Annotated in this window: 22 protein-coding genes; 7 read left to right on the top strand and 15 right to left on the bottom strand. The window is 61.0% G+C overall.

Annotated features, from left to right (window positions below; all coding sequences use genetic code 11):
* Positions 1-54 precede the first annotated feature (54 nt).
* The 5 genes from VGF98_09110 (at position 55) to VGF98_09130 (ending at position 5,283) form a co-directional block, all read left to right on the top strand.
* Entirely contained in the window at positions 55-720 is a 666-nt protein-coding gene (locus tag VGF98_09110) for a hypothetical protein (GenBank protein HEY1681780.1), read from the top strand.
* Between the two features lie 103 nt (positions 721-823).
* Positions 824-2,215 carry an AAA family ATPase gene (locus VGF98_09115; GenBank protein ID HEY1681781.1) on the top strand — a complete coding sequence of 464 codons (1,392 nt, stop codon included), beginning with the start codon at positions 824-826 and terminating at the stop codon, positions 2,213-2,215.
* A gap of 12 nt (positions 2,216-2,227) precedes the next feature.
* Positions 2,228-2,773 carry a hypothetical protein gene (locus VGF98_09120; protein ID HEY1681782.1) on the top strand — a complete coding sequence of 182 codons (546 nt, stop codon included), beginning with the start codon at positions 2,228-2,230 and terminating at the stop codon, positions 2,771-2,773.
* 1,008 nt (positions 2,774-3,781) lie between these two features.
* Positions 3,782-4,126 (top strand): hypothetical protein, encoded by a 345-nt coding sequence (locus tag VGF98_09125; GenBank protein ID HEY1681783.1) that lies wholly within the window; start codon positions 3,782-3,784, stop codon positions 4,124-4,126.
* A gap of 470 nt (positions 4,127-4,596) precedes the next feature.
* Positions 4,597-5,283, top strand: a complete 687-nt coding sequence (locus VGF98_09130; GenBank protein ID HEY1681784.1) for a hypothetical protein — start codon at positions 4,597-4,599, stop codon at positions 5,281-5,283.
* A 3-nt stretch (positions 5,284-5,286) separates the two neighbouring features.
* Here VGF98_09130 and VGF98_09135 read toward each other — a convergent pair whose 3' ends face one another.
* The 9 genes from VGF98_09135 to metF all read right to left on the bottom strand — a co-directional run bounded on the left by VGF98_09135 (position 5,287) and on the right by metF (position 15,388).
* A complete protein-coding gene (locus tag VGF98_09135; protein ID HEY1681785.1) occupies positions 5,287-7,122 on the bottom strand; it encodes a helicase-related protein in 1,836 nt (611 codons plus the stop codon).
* 136 nt (positions 7,123-7,258) lie between these two features.
* Positions 7,259-8,623, bottom strand: coding sequence for a protein translocase subunit SecF (secF, locus tag VGF98_09140; protein ID HEY1681786.1), 1,365 nt, complete (start codon positions 8,621-8,623; stop codon positions 7,259-7,261).
* 3 nt (positions 8,624-8,626) lie between these two features.
* Positions 8,627-9,994: a protein translocase subunit SecD gene (gene secD / locus VGF98_09145; protein ID HEY1681787.1), complete on the bottom strand. Its 1,368-nt coding sequence runs from the start codon at positions 9,992-9,994 to the stop codon at positions 8,627-8,629.
* Positions 9,995-10,114: 120 nt separating this feature from the next.
* Complete coding sequence (locus tag VGF98_09150) at positions 10,115-10,324, bottom strand: hypothetical protein (protein ID HEY1681788.1); 210 nt, start codon at positions 10,322-10,324, stop codon at positions 10,115-10,117.
* A 90-nt stretch (positions 10,325-10,414) separates the two neighbouring features.
* Positions 10,415-12,442 carry a flagellar biosynthesis protein FlhA gene (locus VGF98_09155; GenBank protein HEY1681789.1) on the bottom strand — a complete coding sequence of 676 codons (2,028 nt, stop codon included), beginning with the start codon at positions 12,440-12,442 and terminating at the stop codon, positions 10,415-10,417.
* Positions 12,439-13,458: an EscU/YscU/HrcU family type III secretion system export apparatus switch protein gene (locus VGF98_09160; GenBank protein HEY1681790.1), complete on the bottom strand. Its 1,020-nt coding sequence runs from the start codon at positions 13,456-13,458 to the stop codon at positions 12,439-12,441. The genes VGF98_09155 and VGF98_09160 overlap by 4 nt, the downstream gene beginning before the upstream one ends.
* On the bottom strand, positions 13,455-14,168 hold the full coding sequence (locus VGF98_09165; protein ID HEY1681791.1) for a flagellar biosynthetic protein FliR: 714 nt from the start codon (positions 14,166-14,168) through the stop codon (positions 13,455-13,457). The genes VGF98_09160 and VGF98_09165 overlap by 4 nt, the downstream gene beginning before the upstream one ends.
* Positions 14,165-14,434 carry a flagellar biosynthetic protein FliQ gene (locus VGF98_09170; protein ID HEY1681792.1) on the bottom strand — a complete coding sequence of 90 codons (270 nt, stop codon included), beginning with the start codon at positions 14,432-14,434 and terminating at the stop codon, positions 14,165-14,167. Before VGF98_09170 ends, VGF98_09165 begins: the two co-directional genes overlap by 4 nt.
* A gap of 48 nt (positions 14,435-14,482) precedes the next feature.
* Positions 14,483-15,388 (bottom strand): methylenetetrahydrofolate reductase [NAD(P)H], encoded by a 906-nt coding sequence (metF, locus tag VGF98_09175; protein ID HEY1681793.1) that lies wholly within the window; start codon positions 15,386-15,388, stop codon positions 14,483-14,485.
* A gap of 122 nt (positions 15,389-15,510) precedes the next feature.
* Between metF and VGF98_09180 the strand changes: the two genes are divergently transcribed.
* Complete coding sequence (locus VGF98_09180; GenBank protein HEY1681794.1) at positions 15,511-16,485, top strand: GlxA family transcriptional regulator; 975 nt, start codon at positions 15,511-15,513, stop codon at positions 16,483-16,485.
* Position 16,486: 1 nt separating this feature from the next.
* Positions 16,487-18,001: a glycosyltransferase family 39 protein gene (locus VGF98_09185; protein ID HEY1681795.1), complete on the top strand. Its 1,515-nt coding sequence runs from the start codon at positions 16,487-16,489 to the stop codon at positions 17,999-18,001.
* 14 nt (positions 18,002-18,015) lie between these two features.
* On the opposite strand, the gene fliP is transcribed toward VGF98_09185, so the two are convergent.
* From fliP to VGF98_09215, 6 genes are read right to left on the bottom strand one after another with little or no spacing between them, the layout of a single operon-like run.
* The gene (gene fliP / locus VGF98_09190; GenBank protein ID HEY1681796.1) at positions 18,016-18,681 is read right to left on the bottom strand and encodes a flagellar type III secretion system pore protein FliP; all 666 of its coding nucleotides are present in this window, start codon (positions 18,679-18,681) and stop codon (positions 18,016-18,018) included.
* Entirely contained in the window at positions 18,678-18,938 is a 261-nt protein-coding gene (gene fliN / locus VGF98_09195; protein ID HEY1681797.1) for a flagellar motor switch protein FliN, read from the bottom strand. Before fliN ends, fliP begins: the two co-directional genes overlap by 4 nt.
* Positions 18,935-19,702 (bottom strand): FliM/FliN family flagellar motor C-terminal domain-containing protein, encoded by a 768-nt coding sequence (locus VGF98_09200; protein ID HEY1681798.1) that lies wholly within the window; start codon positions 19,700-19,702, stop codon positions 18,935-18,937. Before VGF98_09200 ends, fliN begins: the two co-directional genes overlap by 4 nt.
* 5 nt (positions 19,703-19,707) lie before the next feature.
* Complete coding sequence (locus tag VGF98_09205) at positions 19,708-20,433, bottom strand: hypothetical protein (protein HEY1681799.1); 726 nt, start codon at positions 20,431-20,433, stop codon at positions 19,708-19,710.
* On the bottom strand, positions 20,424-20,969 hold the full coding sequence (locus VGF98_09210) for a hypothetical protein (GenBank protein ID HEY1681800.1): 546 nt from the start codon (positions 20,967-20,969) through the stop codon (positions 20,424-20,426). The genes VGF98_09205 and VGF98_09210 overlap by 10 nt, the downstream gene beginning before the upstream one ends.
* Before the next feature lie 56 nt (positions 20,970-21,025).
* Positions 21,026-22,603 carry a pepsin/retropepsin-like aspartic protease family protein gene (locus VGF98_09215; protein ID HEY1681801.1) on the bottom strand — a complete coding sequence of 526 codons (1,578 nt, stop codon included), beginning with the start codon at positions 22,601-22,603 and terminating at the stop codon, positions 21,026-21,028.
* Between the last annotated feature and the right edge of the window lie 23 nt (positions 22,604-22,626).

A 22,626-nucleotide genomic window follows, 5' to 3' on the forward strand; every position in this document is an offset into this window, starting at 1 on the left:
GTTCGCGACCAACGACCCGTCGCTAGCGTTGGCATTCCAGTTAAGGAGGAAGGCGTGGATTATGCGGTTGACCAGCCACGACTAACTATACGATCCCTTGTCGATTATCTCACAGCTACGGGAGCCCATCAGCGGTTCACCCTGCTTCAAAATATGAAGAGTCAATTAGGTAAGAGGTTCTTCGCCCCTTACTACCAGGCGTCGCGAAGAGCCATTCGAGATTTCCATCGCGGGGATCCCGATGCTTTAGATCGTGAAGTGATGCGGCTGCTGCGGGCGCAACGCGAGGCTCTGCGGGCATCGGAGACGGCGCGGCTCGAAAACAACTTACGCGTAATCGCTGACTACCGTGACGCTTTTTCCGACGAGGCTTTACAATATATCCCTCGTAGATTCCAGCCTCTCATAATACACGGGGTTCGCATTTCTACAGAACCCACGCTGTCAGGGATAATTCCGCACGGCAAGAAACTAATCGCGTGTAACGTCCTTGTCGATACTCAGGCAGATGAACCTGATGATGCAGAGATCGACTATGCTCTGGAGCTACTGCATCGCGGTTCAGGGCTAACAAATCCTACCACTGCGGCAGGGGCGCAATATTGGCACCCGTCATCCAGGGGAGCGTGGATCCTGGACCGCCCCAGCATACGACGCTGGCGGGATATTCAAGACGGTGTTGCGGAGATTGCAGCGCGGTGGCCAACGATCAGCAAATGACGCGCTGAAGCTTAAGCCATTAGCCATTGGTACACGGTCAGTAGGAGTCCACACGCGCTTACGTTAGAGGCCTCCATCCATTGCACCACCGAAATGAGAACATATGAATCCGGCTAGCGACAAAGTTTACCTTATTCCAGCATTGAGGGCTGCCTCGACGAGTGAACAGGAGCACTCGCTATCGGGTATCACAGTTCTTGGCTTTAAATCAATCGAGCGTGAACGTACTTTGAGATTCAACAGGCTGACGATATTAGCAGGCGCGAACAGTTCGGGTAAGTCCAGCATTATGCAGCCCCTCCTCCTGCAAAAGCAAACTGTCGAGGCAGAGTACGATGCTTCACCCTTCGCTCTCGATGGACCGAATGTAAGCTTTGACCGACGAGAACAGTTGCTATCACGGAATGCGACCTCGATGCGTATCGGGCTCGAATCCTCATCGGGACGATCCATTGCAGTCGAATACAGGTCAAGCCCCAAAGAAAGCAAAGGCAAAGCCTTTGATGTTTGTTGGCAACAATTTAAGGATCTAGACGGAACGTTCACCTTCAGAGAAGGTATGTCGCCAAAAGAGATCGATCAACTCGTCGAGCCTCAAGTTGCGACGACTGTTCGCGATCAACTTCGGATAAACCAAACTGTCCCATGGGAGCTCCTCCAGGACCGAAGCTTCCTTAGCATCGGCCTCGGGGTTCGTGGCGTTCCTCAGAGTTTATATTACTCGAGTCCGGGGCGATTTGTGTTTTGGAATCACCTGACTAATATTATTCACCTACCTGGTCTTCGAACGTCGCCACAACGCAACTATCCGGTTGCGAACGTCACCGGGAAATACCGGGGGACCTTTGATAGGTACACAGCTAGTGTGATCGCCCGATGGGAAGATAGCGATTCTGACCGGATAAAGGCTCTTGCCGGGGATTTACTATGGCTTGGTTTAACGAATGCGATTCGTACTGATTATGTTAGCGACAGCAGCGTCGGTATTCTTGTAGGGAGAACGACTCGACCGCGACCGGTACCAAAGAGACGAAGTCACAAGCGTGACTCGGAAGACCTCGTCAATATTGCTGACGTCGGTTTAGGAGTTTCGCAAGTTCTGCCGGTCCTCGTTGCGCTGATTGCTGCAGTGCGGAATCAAATTGTCTACCTGGAACAACCGGAGATCCACCTCCATCCGCTTGCGCAGCTGCGACTCGCACGAATCATCGCAAGGGCCGTTCGAAGTGGCGTAAAAGTCGTAGTTGAAACGCACAGCTCTGTCTTGCTTCGTGGACTACAAACGGAAATAGCTCGCGGCACCATCCCGTTCGATGCCGCAAACCTTTATTGGTTCCGCAAACGCGGTACAGCGACACAGATAGATCTAGCCGTTCTCGATGAGCGCGGGTCTTTTGGCGACTGGCCCTTGAATTTTGGGGACGTCAGATTACAAGCAGATCGGGATTACTTATTAGCAGTGCAAAAGCAATCCGACTCGACCGCATCATCGTAAATGGAAAGACTCGTGATCGATACGAGCTTGATGTATTGCGCCAATCCAGAAGCTACTGGAGAAGGCGGATTGGTGGCGTTGGTGCTTATGGAGATCGCCATCGGGCGCCAGTTTCGGATTGTGCTACCGTCCGGATTAGAAGAGGAGTGGGAGCGGCACATGTCCTCCTGGTCAACGAGCTGGTTGGCAGAGTTGGAATCGCAACGAAGGGTCGTCCGGCGATTTTCAGTGGCTCTCGATGGCGCAGCAGAAAATAGACTTAATCAGTTGGTCTCCTACGACTTTGATGGTAAAGCTATGCAGCACGAATTCAAAATAATACAGGCAGCCGCATCAACTGATTCGGCCATACTTTGTTTGGATGAGCGCGCCCGCTGCTTTTTTTCGCGCGCCGCGAGGCGCGAAGCATTGATAAGAGACATTGTATGGCGTAACCCGCTGGAGACCAATCTATGCCCTTGGCTGAAAGGCGGAGCGCCGGCTAGAAACGAGGATCGATTGCGGGCGCATTTCTGTCGCAGGTCGCATCACGCAAATTGCGTTGAAGGTGTGAATTAGTGCCAGCTCAAAGTTGGGATGGACTTGAACGACCAGTTCTGGGCTGCTTATTTACGCGTTTGCTTAGCTGTGAAGCAATACAGTGTAGATGCCTCCGGGACCGTTCCGGCATGGAGTATCTCAGAATAACCAAAGCGCCGGAGCTCGGCTACGATTCCTCCCGTAATCAAATTTCCCCGTTTCATCTGCGTCCTACTTACTCTATTTGCTCTTGCAATCTCCCGAGGTATTTTAAACTATGTCAGACGCTGCCACTTGATCGTCGGGCACTCCTGACTCGAATCGATGAAACTGCGAAATTAGGGCACGTCTGCCGGAGGTTTCGCCAGAGATGCATACAAACTGCGCGTAGCCTATGCCCAAGGAAATCTCTTAATGCTAAGTCCAGATATTTTGTAGAGCTGGCATGAGAACTGGAATCGAGGTTAAGGACAGCTCCGCAACATTCTGGTGGACTGTCGCCGCGGTTCTATTTCTGGTTGGTCTTTCATTTTTCGTTAGTTTTAATTTTCTTCAGCGTATCATAACGTCCCATGCTGATACCTTAGCGACTATGACGGCCTCCGTCGTCGGATTTCTCGGGTTTACACTGACAATATGGCAGCTTCGCCAGACAAGAACCGCTGCGCAAGCGGCCCGGAAAGCATCAGACGATGTAAGGCAAAGCTTTGTTCATTACGATACGTTTATCGAACTGGGAAGGGCGAAGGAATCACTAAGCGCTTTAAAAATTCTCCATCGCGACGGAAGCTGGGCCATCGCTTGTGACCGCTACCAATTGGCAAGACATGCTCTCGCCACCGTACGTGATCTCCATGTGGGACTTCCGGCTTCTGCTCAGCTATCAATTGAGGCGTCAATCGAGGAGTTGAGCCGAATAAATCGATTAGTCGAGCGCTATCTAGCGAATGTAACCAGTAGACCACCGAACGCAGCGGATCTCAACACTAGTCTATCTGGTCAGATCGACAGCATACACGACATCGAAACTGCACTACGAAAGAGATTATGAGCACAAACGATCAACTCCAACAGATTCTCAGCCTTGTTGAAAAGCGAACCGAAGCAGAGCGACTGAGCTGGAAAGCTGTTGGAGACGAGTATCACGTCGATCTGCCACCGTACAAGGTTGTCCTTAGACGATCAATCAGCATGGATTTAACTTACGGTCCTCGGATGGTGCTATATGATGCCGAAGGAAACACGCTAGCGACTCTCGACGCATCGAAGGATTCAGGTTTAATGCAACGACTCGATTATCTGATGCACGTCGCTCGTAAGCAGGCCTTAAGGGTGGACGTCTCTCTCGCTGACATCGTGGCGAAGCTGAGCGCGGAGAAAGAAGAGTCGTGAAAGCTGGGCGTCTTACAGATCTAATCGGCTCTCGGACTCTTGAATCGACGGTGAGTTAACTCGGCGCGAGGCGAGGCGCGTTGCCCCCGGCTTGGAAGCGAGCAATGGGTGAGTAGGTTGAAGCCACTAAAACCGACATTTAGCATCCCCGAATGTCACCCGGGCCGATTCCACGTTTTGAAAGGCAACTTGAGCAACACGTTATACGAGATACAAACGCACTTGGGTACTAGTACGCCTGTTAAGCCGACAGCAGAGGGCGTGACGGGCTTGCGAAAATGGCGATGCGGCTGCTGGGCGCAGACGATTCAGGACAATCCGCAATGGAACGTGTTTCCATGCCGACCCACTTCGGGGCGCCCTGGCTTTAGGTCAGCAGCTCCAAACCGTATTTCGTCTTCTGATCACCCGACGCTGGATGGTGGCAACGCGCGGCAAACCGGAAGTTTGAAGCCATTTTGTAATATCCCATGGGTTTCGCAGATGCGCTTTCGCATGCGGGCGTTCGCTGGTTGGCCGCATCTCCCGAGACCATGCTCGCGCCCGGCGTGCCGAGCGGTGTCGCACACGACATCGCCGCGCATCAAGGGGACTCCACCGCGATGGCGCGCTCGATCGTTCGCGACGTGATGCAGACGAAATATTTCGGCGCGATTCGGCCGGCAGCAGCCTTCGACGTGATCGATTGCTCGCCCGACAAGATTCGCAGGGCCGAAACCGCGATCAAAGCACTCGACGACGGACTCATTGCCGCAGCGCGCGACCGCTCGACGCGCAGCGCGATTCGCCAAGACATCGGAGCGACCGACGGAATGGTGCGGTTCTCAGCGTCGACCCCCGACATGCCCTGGCATTCCGACCGTCCCGCGATGGCGGTGTATGGAACGATCGCCGCCGACGGGCGTCTATCGAATGATGTGCGCGCGCAAGCGCGTACGGCCGCGAGCGCGGTCCAAAATCTCGTCATTGCGCATCGCGAAAGCGACGGCTTCGCCCCATTCGACGGTAGCGATTACTCCGATGCGACCGGTCCGACCGTGCATCTCCCGCTTTCGCAGCGACAGATCGATCCGTGGCGCGACAAAGGAATCAGCGAAACGGACAACGCGTTTTATCGTGCGGTCGACGGCGACCGGTTGGCCGGCGCGATCGCCTAGACGTCATTTTCGCAGCGCCACGCGGCCCGGATAGATCGGCCGATTGATGATACGTTGGAGCGTTTGCGCCGATGCGGTCAGCGCGAGATTGCAAAACTCTTCGAAGCTCTCTCGCGTCGCCTCGCCTTCGGCGAAACGCTCGTTACGCTCCATGTCCACCTTATCCGTCACCGGAAGAAACCGCAGCGCACGACCCTCGTCGTCTTCGCTCACCGCCAGCAAGCCGGAGTCGGCGAAGATTCGAACGGCAGCGCCGATCGTGCGGTCGCTGACGCGGTCGATGCCCAGAAGGTCGGCGAGTCCGTTGTTGGCGCCGTGCAGCACACCATCGCGCGATGCGGCGCGCATTCCGCGGTAGATCTCGCGCAGCGTGCTCAGACGCGGGGCATCGACGTCGATCAAATAGTCGTTGACGCGGCGGTCGTGCTCGCCGTACAGCAGATGAATTTGTGCGGGAGCGCCGTTGCGCCCCGCCCGCCCGGCCTGCTGATTGAACTCGGCAAAATCGAAGTTGAGATGATAGAGCACGACGTGCTCGACATCGGGCAAATCGATGCCTTCGCCGAACGCGGAGGTCGCGACGACGACGCGCAGGTCGCCCTCGCGGAACATCGCTTCAACCTCTAACCGGTCGGCTGTGGGCATGCCGGCATGATAGAACATCACTTCGTTACCGATCGCACGGCGCAAGGTCTGCGCGACATCGGTTGCGTCGCGGCGCGAGTTGCAGTAGACGATGCCCTTGGATCCTTGGCGAAACAGCCGTTCCAAATACGCCGTTTTTTCTTTGCGGTTGCGGGCGTCCACGACTTCGAGATTTTCGCGCACGGTTGGATCGACAACCCACGCGTCGATCTGCAGTTCGGCGACGACCTTCGCGAACGCCTCGTCGCCGGCGGTCGCGGTCAATGCTAAGACCTGCGGCGCGCCGAGCGCGCGAATCGTTTCGCCCAAACGCCCGTAGGCTGCTCGATGGCGCGATTCGAACAGATGGTGCGCTTCGTCGACCACAACGAACGACGGCTTCCCGCCGCCGGTAAACGTCGCGCGATGAAAATCAAGGAACTCGGGCGTAGCGAGCACCATGTCCCACGCGCCGGAGCGTAACGCTTCGAACAGCTCCTCTCGCTCTTGTGCGCCGATCGAGCCATTAGCGCGGTAGATGCGCACGCCCAGCGGATCGAGCGTTCTCATCATGCCTTCGTATTGATCGTTGGCAAGCGCTCGCAACGGATAGATGACGAGCGTCTTCTGACCGTTCGCGAGCGCACGCAACGCGGCCGGATATTGAAAGCAGAACGATTTGCCCCGGCCCGTTCCCAACACCGCGAGCGTATTGCTACCGCTTTCCACGCGGGCCAATACTGCTTGCTGCGCCTCGTGCGGATTGGCCGCGCCGATCAGGGCGTGACGGATGCGATCGGCTTCGCCGTTCCACTGCGTGTGCGTTCGGCTGCGTTCGCGGTCTCGGCGTTCGACGACATCGCGCACGTCGCGCTCGACAAACACGTTCACGCCGAAATGTTTATCGCCGCCACCGGTCAACGAAGCGACGCGAGCGACGTACCGTGCGCCTGCGTCGATCTGCGGCGCCAGATGCGTCGCAATTTCTTTGCTGATAAAGCCGATCTGTAGCGCGCCGAAGTGAACGGCAATGGCGTTGGTATCTTTTGGGTTGGTCGGCTGACGCACCAGTTCCAACGGCGCATCGACGCGTAGCCCGGCAGCGACGTCTTGACGCCCTTCGAACGAAATGCCCTTGACCTTGGTGTGGAATGCCGTTGCATCGCCGATAGAGGCGTACCGATCGACGACGTAGTCTCGAGCTTTGGCAAACACCCGCTCGACGAACGCATCGCGCTGGCTCTGCGCCGGCGGCGACGCCGGCGTTTCGCGAACGCCGTTTCCCGCGGCAAGAAGACGCTCGAAGGCGTCTTCGAATGCGCGCTCGGACGGCGTTAAGCCGCCGCCCGGCTTACGAGTTGGGCGGTTCGGCGTGGTCCGGATGAGCGGGTGGCTCCGCTTCGGCTGCGGGCTCAGCGCCGGCCGGCGGCGTGGCCTCGGCTACGTCGTCCAAACCTTCGAAGTTGAGCGTGATGGCTTCGTGGCCTTGCTCGAGCGCTTCGTCGTGCAGACCGGCCCGCTGAGCGTCGAGCGGATCGATGGTCTGGTCTTCGCCCGATTCGTATGACTCGGCATCGTCGAGCGCCACCGCACCACCCGTATCGGCACGCCTCTTTCGATAGCGCGCGGGTCCGGCCGATACCGGACGTACGGTCTTGGCTTTTTGGCGCCGCTCGCGACGCGCAGCAACGATGTCCTCACGCGGAGCCCCGGCATTGCCTTGCGACGATTCCGATCGCGCGCGCGATGTGATCGAACGATCGGTGCTGAGGCTCACGCGCCGCTTCTCGACCGCCTTCTCCATCTGGCGCTTACGGAAATTCAGCACCAACGGTGCCGAGTAGAAGATCGAATGATAGCCGCCCGAGCAGATGCCGACGAGCAGCGCGAAGGCAAAGTTCTTGAGGCTGGCGCCGCCGAGCGCCAACAGTGCGACCAGCGTGATCACGACGGTCGCGAGCGTGTTGAACGATCGCGTCATCGTCTGTTTGATCGATTCGTTGACGATGCGGTCGTAGGGTTGGCCCGCCATCAACTTGGTGTTCTCGCGGATTCGGTCGAGAATGACGATCGTATCCATCACCGAGTAGCCGATGACGGTCAGCACGGCTGCGAGGAACGCATCGTCGGCACGCCGGTCCGCCAACGCGTAGATGCCGATCATCATGGCCGCGTCGCGAACGAGCGCGATGACGGTTACCAAGCCGAAGATATAATTCCAGCCGAACCGGAACGCGATGTACAAGAACTGAATTCCGAGCGCGATCACCAGCGCCAGGAGAGCCTTCATCAAATACTCGCGGCCAAGCGAAGGACCGACCGCAGTGATCGAACTCGCCGCCCGATCGACCGGCGCGACCGTTCCGAGCGCGTTCCAAAGCGGCGCAGAATCGTTCGCGAACGCGGTCTGCGTTTGCACGACGAAACCTTGGCCGTCGGTGCCGGCGGTCGTCACCGACTCTTCGGTGAGACCCAGCGAAGACAACGCGCTGCGCACGGCGTCGGCCGTGGTCGGACGCGTGAAGCGCACCGTAATGTCGGTACCGCCGGTAAACGACAGACCGAGACGCAGCATGTGGGACGGGTTGAAGCCGTTACCGCCTTGGAAACCGTGATAGACCATCGAGCCCAAGCCGAGCGCGATAATGAGGTACGAAATCGTCGAGACGATGCGGAACCATCCGACGATATTCCAATTGAGTCTACGGAATAGCATCGGCTACGCTCCCGCCCGCGAGAAGATGCCGACGTCGGCTTTGCGCACACCGTAGAGTTCGGGCGTCGTGGCCACGTCGCTATCGACCAGCGCGTCGATGAAGAAGCGCGTGATGAACACGGCAGTGAACAGCGAGACGACCGTGCCCCAGAAGAGCGTGAATGCGAAACCTTTCACCGTTCCGGTGCCGAGAAAGTAGAGCACGCCGGCGCCGACGATGGTCGTGAAATGGCTGTCGAACACGGCCGAAAACGCGCGAGCGAACCCGACGCGTACGGCACCGCGCATCGACTTACCGTTCCACAACTCTTCTTTGATGCGCTCGAAAATCAGAACGTTGGCATCGACCGCCATACCGATCGAAAGGACGAAGCCCGCGATGCCCGGGAGCGTGAGCGTCGCGTGGGACGTGGCGAGAATCGCCATCATCACCAACACGTAAATCGCGAGCGCGAGGTCGGCCAGAAATCCCGGCAAACGATACACGACGACCATGAACAGCAGCACTAGCCCCAGTCCGAGCATCGATGCCCGCAGCGACTGAATCAAGTCGATCTTGCCGAGCGTCGGTCCGATCGTCTCTTTTTCGACGATCTTGATGCTGACGGGCAGTGCGCCGGCGTTCAACTCGTTGGCGAGCGTCGTCACCTGCTCGATCGTGAAAGTACCGTTGATCTGTCCGCTGTCAAAAATCGGGCCGTTGATGATCGGCGCCGAAATGAAGCGGTGATCCAGAAAGATGCCGAGCGGCTTTCCGATGTTGTCGCTGGTCAGCTTGCCAAACTTGGCCGGATCTTTGGTTTGAAATAGGACGATCGGCGCGCTGCCGCCTGTCTGCTGGTATCCGGCTTGTGCCGCCTTCAAATCCTTACCGGAATAAACAACGGGTCCGCTTGCATTGTAGGCGCCGTTTGCGACGTAGGCTTCGGCCTGCGCCTTCACCTTGGCCGGCGCGTTCGGATTGTCGAGCACTGCCTGCGCTTCAACCGCCTTCTGATTTACGTCAGGTGGGACGATCTTGTATGCGAGGACCGCAATTTCTTTGAGCACGCGCTCGGCTTCGTCCGGATTCTTGACGTTCGGCAGCTCGACCAAAATACGGTCGGTCCCGACATTGCTAATCGACGGCTCGGTCACACCGAGCCCGTTGATGCGCTTGTCGATGACCTCGCGCGTTTGCGCCTGCACTTGGCTGGTGATCGTCGGCACATCTTCGGTCGGGTACATCTGCAGCAGCAGACGGGATCCGCCTTGTAAGTCGAGGCCCAAGTGAATTTTCTGCTGGACCGGCAGTATCGCCCACAGCGAGAAGACGATAATGGCCAGGATGACCAGCGCCTTGAATGGCGTCTTGAGGTTATTCCAGTTCATTGCATCCGAACAAAAGACAAGTGCAAACAAAAGACCCGCTGCGGCGGGCCGCGGGTCACCAGGGTTTACGGCTGTAGCGCGAACAGGCCTGCCGCGAGCGCTGAAACGCTGCGGATGCCGCTACTTCTTAGAGCAAGCTTTCGCGGCGACGCGCGCCGTAACGCCGTGCGCCGGCTTGGCACAGGCGTGACGCGCGGCCGGGAGCCGGTTGAGTGCGTACTGTTCCACGGTCATGGTCATCGAATCGTCGAGTCCGAGCGACCGATACGGCAGCGAGGCGGTTCCTGCGCCGCAACCGGCGAGGAAGGCCAAAAGCAGGACGGCGACCATGGGACGCATCGTGATCCTCCGGGAAGCGGCTGCCGGCTACTACGCGCCAAGGAACTCGATTGTTACAGCTGCGCCACGAGAAGTTCCACGTCACTGAGCGAGCTCATGCGCCCCCAGCACGGCCGCCGGCTCGAGGATGAGCTCGGGCGGCAGCTCGCCGTATCCGAAGACCGAAACCCTGACGCCCGACCGGAGCAAAAAGTCGGCCAAGAGCGGTCGCAGGGCAGCGGTGCAAACGACGGCGGCTCGCTCGCGCGGGATCGACGCCGCATACGACGCGATGCGGTCGCGCACGGCGGCGGCCGTTGCCGCCGAAGCCGGCAGCGCTCCGCCGGTCCATGCGTCGAGCAAACTTCGTTCGAACTCCGGATCGAACGCAATCGGAGCGAGCGAGCGTGTCTCACGGCGGCGGAGCAGCGCGGGCACAACCGTCCGCCGCGCCGACTCGGCTAGCTCTTGCGGATCGCGCGTTCCGGCCTCGAGCATAATTTCCAGAACGCCGACCGGGTCGCGCGGCCAAGCACCTTCGCGCAACAGCAGTCCGAATGCACGGTGCAGAATTCCGATCGGCAACGCGTCGGTACCGACGTCTTTGACGACCGAAGGAACCGACGCCCGCAGATGCTCGAGCAACGTATGAAGCTCTTGCCGGCCAACCAGCTCGGCGGCGTGCGTCCGCGCTACTTCTGCAAGGTGCGACCCTAACACCGAAATCGGATCGAACACCAACGCGCCGGCATCCAGCGCGCGCTCGCGGTCGGCATGATCGATCCAGGCCGCCGGTAATCCGTACACCGGTTCGCGCTCGACCGTACCGAGCCGAGAAACGACCGGTTCATCAGCAACCGCGAGCAGACGGTCGACTTCGAGCCTACCTTCCCCGGCAACGCGGTCGCGAACGCGAATCGCATACCGCTGCGCGTCGCGCGTCAAGTCGTCACGCAAGCGCACGCCCGGAAGTACGACGCCGATGTCGCCGGCCAGCGCGCGGCGCACCTCACCGATGCGATCGAGCAGTGCATCGGCGGCCGGTGCGATCAGCAATCGCGTGAGGTCGGCGCCCAAGTCGATCGCCAATGCATCGACGCCGATCAAGCCGAGCGCCAATTCCGGACGGCGCATGACGTTGCGGCGTGCGCGCTCGCTCTCGCGTTGCATTTCGCCGCGCTCGCGGCGAAATCGCACGGCTGCTGCCTGCGCCAACGCGAACGCGCCGATCCCCAACGTAAAGAACAACGGCCGCGGTAACGCCGGCACGAATCCGAGTGCGATCAGCAGCCCTCCGGCGCTGCGCAGGACGTCGGGACGCGCGAAGAGTTGCGCGGCGAGATCTGCCCCCAGCGCGCCGTCGGTGGCGACACGCGTTACCATCATGCCCATCGCGGTAGAAATCAAGAACGCCGGCAACGTCGTCACGAGCGCGTTACCGATCGACAGCAGCGCGAACGTGTCGAGCGCATCCAGCGGGGCCATTCCGTGGTACGCCATCCCGACGACGATGCCGCCGCACAGGTTGAGCGCGACGATCACCAGCGCAGCTACCGCATCGCCTTTGACGAATTTTCCGGCGCCGTCCATCGCTCCGTAAAAATCGGCTTCGCGCTGCACCAGCGCGCGTTTGCGCCGCGCACCGTCGACGTCGAGGGCGCCGGCGTGCACGTCGGCATCGATCGCCATTTGCTTTCCCGGCATTGCGTCGAGCGTAAAACGGGCGGCGACTTCGGCCACGCGCTGCGATCCGCTCGCGATGACCACGAACTGAATGGTGATCAAGATCGCGAAGACAATCACGCCGACAACCAAGTTGCCGTGCACGACGAACGCACCAAACGCCGGAATAATCGATCCGACCGTGCCCGGCACGGCCCCTTGCGTGAGGATCAAGCGCGTCGCCGACACGTCGAGCGACAGCCGGAATAGCGTTGCGAACAACAGCGCCGGTGCGAACGCTGAAAACTCCAATGGGTCGCCGACCGTAACCGACAGCAACAGCACCAAAGCGGAACCGAAAATGTTCAAACCGAGCAAAACGTCGAGCAGCCACGGCGGCAGCGGCACGATGAGGATGGCAACGACCGCTAAGAGCAAGCCCGCAAACGCGTACACCGCCGTCTTCACGTGCGAGCCTCGCTCGACGCGCGCGACAAGGCCCCGACCACCTCGGCAACCGCGACGTAGTGTTCGAGCGCGATCGGACGACCGACAGCGGCATCGGTAAACAACGCTCGAGCCAACGGCGGATTTTCGACGATGGGGACGCACAACTCGGCGGCCAGCGAGCGAACGCGTAACGCAGCTTGCCCGGCAGCAGCGACGAGGATCACCGGTACCTGCACGCGCGGCGGTGCGTACTGCAAGGCGACGGCGACGTGCGTCGGATTGACCACCACGAACGATGCATCTTTGACGTCCGAGGGTGCGCCGCGCAGGAACGATCGATGGAGTGCGCGCCGCCGGCCTCGCGCATTCGGATCGCCATCCTGTTCCTTTGCCTCGCGCTTGCGCTCGTCGAACGACATGCGCAGTTTCCGCAGCCACGCACGGCGCGCGCTCGTATATTCGGCTACGGCAAACGCCAAACCGCACGCGCAGGCAGTCAGCGCTGTGCCGCGTACGCCTTGCCACGCCGTAGCGGCGAGTTCGGGAGGTTCGTGCGCGCGCAACAGCTGCGCGCCCGCATGCACGACGATCGACGAGATCGCGGACGCCGCCACGCAGAATGCGGCAATTGCTCGCACGGCGTGCGCCATCGTTTCGCGCGACGCGATACGCCGGATTCCGGCGAACACGTCGAGTCGCTCCACGGCAAAGCGGATCGGGACGACGGCGACACCTCCGCTCTGAACGATCGCAGACGCGATGCCGGCGGCCGCGGCCGCGCCCATTGGAACGAGGACTGCAGCTATGGTCAGCACGGCATCGTCCCACGGCGCAATCTCGCTGGAAGCGGCGCGTGCCAGTGCGGCACTCAACCGCGTGCCGATCGGTAACACGAGCGATGCTAAGGCGATCGCCGCGGCGAGAAATGCGACGTTCGCGGGCAACTCGACCGACCGCGCGACGTTCCCCTCGCGCTTGGCTTTCTGCAGGCGCTGGGGCGTCGGGTCGAATGGCTTTTCCGCCTCGTCGCTCAACGGCGCGCCGGCAACGCGTGCACCGGAGCGATCGCCGCTTGCGATAACGACGAAGCCGTCAATGCGGTCGCGACGAGCGCCGCCGCGAAAACCAGTGGAAACGCCAAAGTAGTGCTTCCAAAGCGCGGGACGGCACGCGAAAGCGAACCGAGCGCGATCTGCACTACGAACGCCACTCCAATCGACGGGCCGGCGACGGCGATCCCGGTGGCCACCATCGCTTCTCCCAATCCAGCGCCGAACTGCGTCCACGCGTACGCGCCGGCCGGCGACGCCACCGGAACGCGCACGAAGCTGTCCGCAAATGCCGGAATAACGATTCGGTAAGCGCCGAATAAAAAGAACGCGCCGGTATATGCCAACGACCACACGCGACCGAAGCCGCTGGGAGCGACGAGTTGCAGGTTTGGAGCGATCGCTTTGACGCCGACGTAATCGTCGATCGCGCGTCCGCCGGCATAGGCCGCGTCGTACACCAGCGACGCGGCCGTTCCGATCGCGGCACCCACCAAGACCTCCAATGCCAACGCCGGGACGAGCAATGCGTCGAGCGGTGCGCGGGTTGCGGGCACGCCGGGTACGATCGCGCCGGCCAGCAACAGCGCGAGTCCGGCGCGCAACGGCGCACTAACGCTCGGATGCGCGATGCCGGGAGCGCGCGCAACGAAACCGGCGCAGCGCGCAAACACGAGAACTGCAGTCGACGTCACGTGCCCGTCACCAGCGACGGGATCGCCTCTAAGGCGCGTTCGAACAGGCCGGCCAGCAGATGCATCGCGGGCACGCCGGCTGCCAGCGTCAACGTCCCGACGACGAGTATTTTTGGAAGGAGCGTCAGCGTCTGCTCCTGCACTTGGGTGGCGGCTTGCACGATCGCAACTACCGTTCCGATCGCGGCCGCCAACGTCAAGACCGGCAACGCGAGAATCGCCGTAACGATCGACGCATCGCGTAACAACCCCGAGAACGCATCCACCGAACCAGCCTACGCCGATTCGGTGAACGAAGCGTTACCGAAAAGCGCTCAGGATGCGTTTCCCGCGGTCGCGAAGTCGAGACGCCACGCGCTGGCCGCCAGCAACGACGACACGATCGCGCGCGTCGCCGGCGACCGATTGAGCGTGTAAAAGTGAATCCCTGGAACGCCGGCCCGCAATAACGCGACCGCCTGCATCGAAGCAAAGGCGACGCCTAACGCCTCGACCGCTGCAGGGTCGCCGCGACGCGCTTCCATTTCGACGTGCAGTTTGGGCGGAATCGTCGCACCGCACATTGCCACAAAGCGCCGGATCTGATCGAAGTTCGTGATCGGCATCACGCCCGGCAGAATCGGCACGTCGATTCCTGCGGCTCGAACGCTCCGTACGAAGTCGAAATACTTTTCGTTATCAAAGAACAGTTGCGACACCAAGAAGTCAGCGCCGGCGTCGACCTTGCGACGTAGAAAATGAAGGTCCTCGGCCGGGGCGGACGATTCGGGATGCTTCTCCGGGTAACACGCCGCGCCGATGCAGAAATCGTAATTGCGCTTCAGCATCGCGATCATTTCCTCGGCGTGCGCGAACCCCGTTGGTGGCACAGTGAAGGATTCGTTGCGCGGAGGATCGCCGCGCAACGCTAAGACGTTGCGGATGCCGGCGCGCGACAGATCGTCGAAGAGCGCGCGCAATTCGGAGCGCGTCGCACCGACGCAGGTCACGTGGGCGACGACGGTCAGCCCGATTTCTTGCTGGATCTGCTTGGCGAGTGCGACCGTGCGCGCGCGCGTCGAGCCGCCCGCACCGTAGGTGATGGAGACGAACGCCGGGCGCAACGGCTGCAGCGCGGCGATCGTTTCGAACAAGCGATGCGAACCGTCGTCGTCTTTGGGCGGGAAGAACTCAAACGAGAAGAACGGCCGCAAGCTCGCGAGCGCGTCGGCGATGCGCATGCGGGCTAAGTTACCGAAACCCGGCCGCAACGCCTCCGCAAACGAGAGGCGGCCTCATGATGTCCTAAAACGTCGGTTTTTAGCCATTGCGGACATCCGGGATTTAGTCGTACAGTTTCACCGTGAAGGTGCGACGAATTGCCATCGCCGTCTACGACGGCGTCGCGGCCCTCGACGTAGCGGGTCCGGCCGATGTATTCTCGACCGCCAACGATCTGTTACGCCGGCAACCGGCGCCCTACTCCGTGGTCGTCACCGGCTCGCGCCGCGGCCGCGCTGCGGCCGAGTCGGGCGTGTCCTTGCACGCCGATATCGCGTTCAAGGATAATGTCTCGTTCGACACGATTATCGTGCCCGGTGGCAGAGGACTGCGCTTACATCCGAAGACGCGAGGTGCGGTGACAAACTTCTTGCTCGCTCATTCGAAAAGAGCCCGACGGATCGCATCGGTGTGTACCGGTATCTACGCTCTGGCGGATACCGGTTTGCTCGATGGCCGGAACGTTACGACCCACTGGCGCTATGCCGATGACGTTCGGCGGCTTTGGCCAAAGCTGAATGTGAACGCCGACGCCATCTTCATCAATGATGGAAAGTTCTACACGTCTGCCGGCGTGACGGCGGGCATCGATCTGTCGTTGTCATTCGTCGAGGAAGATTTTGGCAGCGAGCTCGCGCTTGCGGTTGCTCGCGAACTCGTCGTGTATCTCAAACGCTCGGGCGGACAACTGCAATATTCGCAACCGCTTCTCGCGCAGACGGCGGCAAGGCCGCATTTCGGGAGCCTGACGGAGTGGATTCGCGGGAATCTGCAAAGCGACTTGACGCTCGAGACGCTGGCCGAACGCATACATCTCAGCCCCCGGCACTTTGTTCGCAAATTTAAGGCAGCGCTCGGAGTGACGCCTTCGGATTTCGTGGAACAGCTGCGTTTGGATGAGGCGCGCTGGCTACTCGTGAACGGCGACGATCCGGTAAACGACCTCGCCCAGACCGTCGGTTACAGGGGTGACGACACGTTTCGACGCGCGTTCGAACGCCGCTACGGAATCGCCCCCGCCGAGTATCGGCGGCGTTTCCGGCTGGTCGAACCGTAAGATGAAAGCTGTACCGTACGAACGCCTGCGGATACCCTTATATGCGGCGGCTGCGACGTTTCTATTTCACCTCGCGGCAAACCCACACTACGGCTTTTTCCGTGACGAACTCTACTTCATCATCTGTGGCCGGCATCCGCAGTGGGGTTACGTCGACCAGCCGCCCGTGATTCCGCTGCTTGCCGCCGGATCGCAGATCTTCGGACACTCGCTCGTCGCATTGCGCGCCGTCTCTGCACTGTTCGCGGCGGCTTCGGTATTCGTCACATGCCGGCTGGTTCAGGAACTCGAAGGCGGCACGTTCGCGCAGGTCTTGGGAGCGGTCTGCGTTGCACTCGCTCCGATTCTCGCAAACTTCGGCATGATGGTCGCACCGGACAGCGTCGGCCTCTGGGCATGGCCGCTCGTCGTCCTCTATGTGGCGCGTCTCGCGCGCGGGGCTGATCCCCGTTGGTGGCTTGCCGCCGGCGTCGTCTCGGGCATCGCGCTGGAAAGCAAATATAGCGCCGCGTTTTTTCTTTTGGCCGCGTTCGCCGGCGTCGCGCTCACACCGGCGCGCACGATCCTGAAAACGTCATGGTTTGCGTGGGGCGTGTTGATTGCGGCCGCGATCGCGCTGCCGAACGTTCTGTGGCAGGCGCACTACGGGTTTCCGATGATCGAACTCCTCGACAACGGACAGCACGGCAAGAACGTCGTCCTGGATCCGCTGTCATTCGGACTACAGCAACTCGAAATCACGAACCCCGTCCTCGCGCTCGTATGGATCTGCGGGCTGATCTGGACGTTCTTCACACCCGTGGCGCGTTGGATTGGAATCACATTCGTCGCGTTATTCGCTCTGATGATCGCGTTGCACGCGAAAAGCTATTATATGTGCGATGCGTATCCGGCGCTGTTTGCGGCCGGTGCCGTCGCGTTCGAGCGTGCAACACGGCGAGCACGATTCATCCGGCCTGCCGTTCTGGCATTGGCGGCGCTGGCGGGGTTCGCTCTCATTCCACTCGTGCTGCCCGTGCTGCCCGTCAAGCAGTTTAGCGTCTACCAAGCCGGGCTTTCGAAGGTCTTGCCGCTGAGCTCCCTGGCCACCGAGCACCACCGGCAGTCCGTGCTGCCACAGACATACGCAGACATGCACGGATGGCCGGCGCTCGCGCAGACCGTCGCGGAGGTGTACGCCTCGTTGCCTTTAGCAGAGCGCACTCGCACCGTCATCGTCGCGCAGAACTATGGAGAGGCTGCCGCTATCCAGTTTTTCACCGCGCCCGAATTGCCGGTCATCAGCGGACACAATCAGTATTTTCTTTGGGGTACGCGCGGGTATTCGGGGAACGTTCTCATCGACGTGAACGGCGACTGCGGGCGCGATCGCCACCTCTTTCGTAGCGCGCAGAAAGCCGCCACGTTTACCGCGCCGTACGTCATGCCATACGAAGACGATATGCCGATCATGCTCTGCCGCGGTATCAAGCAGCCGCTCGCGGCGATATGGCCGAGTATCAAGAACTATATCTAAATCCGACGGCAACATCACCGAAAACTCGCCGCAACGCCTCCGCAGACCAACGCCCAGCCGTCGACCATCACGAATAATAACAACTTGACCGGAAGCGAGACGACGGGTGGGCTCAGCATCATCATCCCGAGACCCATCAAGATCGCGGCCACGGAGAGATCGATCGCGACGAACGGCAGATACAATGCAAACCCGATTGCGAAGGCGTTGCGAAGTTCGCCAACGACGAAGGCCGGCACGAGCACGTCGAACGGGGCGCGTTGCGGCGGCTCCGGACGGCGATGCGCGACACGCTCGAACATTGCAATATCCGAACGCCGGGCCTGACGCAGCATGAAGGCCTGAATCGGCTCCACCGCGCGCGCCAGCGCCTGCGATTGCGTCAACCGGCCGCGCGCGTAGGGCTCCAGCGCATTACGACGGATGGCATCGAACGCCGGGGCCATCACGGCCATCGTCAACACGAGCGCTAAGCCCGTCAGCGCCGCGTTAGGCGGTAGTGCCGACGCACCGATCGCCGACCGAACCAACGATAACACGACGGCGATGCGGACGAACGACGTGCACATGACCAGCAAAAACGGAACGATCGACAGCACGGTAAGCCCGGCCAAGACGTCGAGTGGAAGCGACGCGTGCGTATGCGATGTCAGCGAAGCGAGATCTCCCGCGACGCTCACGAGCGAGGCTCGGGTATTTCGACAATTCGAACGCCGAAACGATCGCCGACCGCAACGATCTCACCCCGCGCGATGCGCCGCTCGTTCGCTAATAGATCCACGGGCTCTCCGGCCGCCCGGTCGAGCTCGACTACCGAACCGCTGCCGAGTTTCAAAATATCGGCGATCGTCATCCGGCACGAACCCAACCGCGCGGTCACATGCAGTGGGACGTGCAGCAACGCATCGATGCCACGTCCGGTCTCACCATCCGTCATGCACTCGCACCCAGCGACAGCGCATAACGGTCGTTCCGAATACCCGCCGGACCCGTGCCGACCGTTCGTCCGGCAACCGTCAAGCGCGCCGCATTCCATCCGTGCAACGGAAACACGTCGCCCGTGCGCAGCGACGCTACAGCGTGTGCCGTCACCCGCGCGACGTCCACAATTGCATCGACGCGCACCTCGACGCCGCGCAACGCGTCCACCGTCAGACTGCCCGCCGGTTCGGGCGGAGCGTCGTGCGATAGCGCAACCCCGATCCGCGCGCCTACCGGTGGGTCGATCGCAATCTCGAAGTACGAACGGAAACCCGACATCGAAGGAATTCGTTCGAGCGAATCGCGTTCGTACGGTCCGCACACCGGCACCAGTGCGCCCGCAATCGAGGCGACGGCGCGATCCAGAATATCGCGCTCCAGGGGCGAGAGCGGACGCGGTGGCTCGGCGGGTGCGGCGCTTTCCCCGAACGCAGCAGCCGCCATCGCGGTCGCATCACGCAGACGCAACACGATCGCTGCGTCCGACACGCTCCCGCGAACGCGATAGAGCGTCGCGTCGCGCCCGATCTCGCGCCATCCGTCGTCACACGGAATCGCCGGCTCGAACAACCGCGTTTGCAGCGGAATCCCGAGCAACGCTCCCAGCGTCTCGCGAACGTTTGCGGCAACGAGACACGCCGCGCTCAACGGCAGCCACGATCGTTCTTCGAATGCCGCACGACGGACCGACGGTTCGCCTGGGTCGCCGACGAACGTCAAGCATCTCATTTGACGACGTCCATGACCGTTTTTCCAAATCGTCCGTGCGCGGCTTCGGCTGCGGCCAAGGCATCGAACGCAACGTAGGCATCTTTTAATCGCGCGAGGCTGCGATCGATATCGACGCGACTTTCCTCGCGACGATTGGGCGTGAGCGCTCCGAACGCGGCGTCGCCGGGAACGCCGACGTGCGGCACCACGCCGCTCGGCGGGGAAAACGACTGGCCATCGTCAGAATATCCCAGCGCCGTCGATGCCGGGAAACGCGCGAGCGCGACGCGCCCGATCGTTACGTTGCCGCCAGAACGCCGGCCGGTGCGGGGATCGACCGACGTGCGAACGTACGTCACGCTTCCGTCGCTCTCGACGCGAATGGCTCCAGCGCGTCCCAACGCGGCATCGACCGGATCGATCGCCAGCTCCTCGAGCGGCCCGTCGGGGCTTCGCCGGCCGAGTACCGGATCGCCGTGTTCGGTTACCAGATGTCCGTCTGCAAATCGAAAACTGCCGTCGCGCGTGAAGGTGCGCGTCTCGCGTTGACCCGCAACGATAAAATAGGCGCCGTCGGGCGCGGAAACAGACATTGGGTCGAGCGCGAAGCGTTGCCGTGGCGCTCCGGTCGCGACGTCGCCGTGCGACGGCAATGCGCCGGGAGTAAATGCGCGACGCACGTCGGCAGCGCGTTCGGAGATACGATCGAGCGCCGCGCTCAGCCCCGCATTTACGAACATGCCGGACCCGCCTGGACGCGGCTTTCGAACGCAAGGCCACGTGCCGCAAGCGAAGCGCGTACCTGCGCGAGCGCGCGAACGACCGTCTCGCGCCGTTCGGGTGCGCACATCGCGACCAGATATGTTTTGTCCCCACGCGACTGCAGGACGATCAACGCTCGCGCTACGCCTTCTCCGACGACGAACGCAGCGCAGCGCGGCGGTCGCTGGGGTCGCGCTAACGCACGTTCGATACGATGCGCCATCCGCGACGGCGTTCGATCGCTGCGAACGTCGTTCGCACCGATCGATTGCGTGACGCCGCGCGGCCGGGGCGACGCTACGACACGATTTTGTCTTAGGTCACGAGCTGCAACGCATACAAAAGGGCGCCCCACGTTCGCGGAGGGTTCGCGATTCGATTGCGCGGGCATGGGCCGGTTTGGAGTCGTTCGAGCGACGTGCAACGCCGAATACCAGGCTTGCGAAAGCACTCGTGGGTCGATTGCCGCCAGCGGCGCCGCGACGACGCTGACGCGGAGTTGCTCGGTCATCATGTCGGCATCGTCGCAGGCGGCGGTTGATGCCGCGTAACGGAGCGGTTACCGGAACGTTATCGCGACCGAAAGTCGTTCGTGTCGTACTGTGGACGATAGCGACCGTCGTCGAACCAGCGCGTCTTCTCGAGATACAGCGTATGATTCGCATCGTCGAACGTTACGATGAAATTGCGCAACGAGCCGAAACCGATATTTCCGGCGTCGTCGCCATCCGCAAACGCGCCGCGATCTGCCAATATGATGTTGGCATAGCGATTGTAGAGCGAAAATGGACCGATCTGCAGCCGATCGACCGTCGCAGGGACTGCAGCACTGGATCCGCCGACGCCGCGATTCGAGGCGAACGTGCGCGCCTGTCCGTAGAAGACGATGCCGGGGTTGGCCTGGACGAATGCGTGAAAAATCAGCAGATCGCTGTTGTTGCCGGTATCGACGACGAATCGCCCGTCGACTCTATTGTTGATTCGCGCGACGACCTCGAACACATCGCGATTCGTTTCGAGCGGAATCGGCGCTCCGCGAACGGGTAGCGAGCCGGGTTGTGCGATCGTCAGCATCGATTTCTCCGGATCGATGCGGATTTCGGCCGCAACAAAGAACGGGAAGCCGAGCACGCCGTCGACCTCTTTTCCATCGTACGTCAATCCGTTCAAATCGACGACGGTAACGGCGTTGACCGGTAGTCGCGCCGCACCGATGTCGATTGCGTCGAGCGGGGCGACGCCCGCTCCTTGCGTGTTGCGCGCGCCTCGAATTTCGATCGTTCCCTGCGGTGCGATGCCAAGACGGGCAGCCGCTTGCGGATCCAGCACGACCCCTTGCGAACCCGAGTCGATCAACAGCAGCAATGGCTTGCCGTTGGCCGAAGCCCGGACGTACTGTAATCCTTTATCGGACAATAAAGGGACGCTTACCGGCGCCGTCGCACCGATGCGAACGCTCTGCGGAACGGCGAAAATCGAAGGGTCGATGGGCCGGTCGACATCGACGGCCGTCACGATCGACGTGAGGCTGAGGCCACCGCCGCCGGCAGACTCCACGGAGCGCCGCGGGTACAGCGCGCCGTTGGTCACGGCGTAGTCGTAATACTCAACGGTAGCCACGCCGTCGACGTCGGGATACGCCGTTTCGTCGATCATCGAGGTTGCGGCATCGAGTGCTATTCCGTACGGATCGCCGCCCGGAACCTGTACGCGTAACCGGTATACCGCACGCCCGTCGGGCAACGTGGCTTGTCCGAGCAACACCGCATTTTCAGGGTGGTGAACGAAGGCGTTCGATTCGATCGAGTCTTGCGTTCGCTGACGAAGCGTAGCCGAAGGGCCGCTTTCGCGGACGTCGCCATAGACGTTCCGGACGTATCGTACGCCTCCAATACGCACCGTTTGGCGCGTGCGCACGCCGAGTGCCTCGTCGTACCGCTGGAGATCGCCATCGAGCCAACTATGAAACGTTCCGCTCGATCCCAAACCGGTCAACGTTCCACGAACTTCCAACGTTCGAGGCTGGACGACGTGCATGGCCGATAACGCCTGCGCTCTACGCGCTAACAGCAACTCCACCGTTATGCCGCCGGGAGCGCTCGCCGGAGCGGCCGCGAACAGCAATGCCAAGAACGGCAGGGTGAACATGCGCACGCAGGTTGATTCGGCGT

This window comes from Candidatus Tumulicola sp., from assembly GCA_036490475.1.
In the GTDB taxonomy this organism is placed as follows: Bacteria; Vulcanimicrobiota; Vulcanimicrobiia; order Vulcanimicrobiales; family Vulcanimicrobiaceae; genus Tumulicola.

Bases quoted from the DNA above. Each gene is read 5' to 3' on its own strand.
- secF (HEY1681786.1), bottom strand. From the start codon at position 8,623: ATGCTATTCCGTAGACTCAATTGGAATATCGTCGGATGGTTCCGCATC.
- VGF98_09150 (HEY1681788.1), bottom strand. From the start codon at position 10,324: ATGGTCGCCGTCCTGCTTTTGGCCTTCCTCGCCGGTTGCGGCGCAGGA.
- VGF98_09210 (HEY1681800.1), bottom strand. From the start codon at position 20,969: ATGATGACCGAGCAACTCCGCGTCAGCGTCGTCGCGGCGCCGCTGGCG.
- fliN (HEY1681797.1), bottom strand. From the start codon at position 18,938: ATGACGGATGGTGAGACCGGACGTGGCATCGATGCGTTGCTGCACGTC.
- metF (HEY1681793.1), bottom strand. From the start codon at position 15,388: ATGCGCATCGCCGACGCGCTCGCGAGCTTGCGGCCGTTCTTCTCGTTT.
- VGF98_09205 (HEY1681799.1), bottom strand. From the start codon at position 20,433: ATGTTCGTAAATGCGGGGCTGAGCGCGGCGCTCGATCGTATCTCCGAA.
- VGF98_09215 (HEY1681801.1), bottom strand. From the start codon at position 22,603: ATGTTCACCCTGCCGTTCTTGGCATTGCTGTTCGCGGCCGCTCCGGCG.
- VGF98_09185 (HEY1681795.1), top strand. From the start codon at position 16,487: ATGAAAGCTGTACCGTACGAACGCCTGCGGATACCCTTATATGCGGCG.
- secD (HEY1681787.1), bottom strand. From the start codon at position 9,994: ATGAACTGGAATAACCTCAAGACGCCATTCAAGGCGCTGGTCATCCTG.
- VGF98_09125 (HEY1681783.1), top strand. From the start codon at position 3,782: ATGAGCACAAACGATCAACTCCAACAGATTCTCAGCCTTGTTGAAAAG.
- VGF98_09115 (HEY1681781.1), top strand. From the start codon at position 824: ATGAATCCGGCTAGCGACAAAGTTTACCTTATTCCAGCATTGAGGGCT.
- VGF98_09130 (HEY1681784.1), top strand. From the start codon at position 4,597: ATGGGTTTCGCAGATGCGCTTTCGCATGCGGGCGTTCGCTGGTTGGCC.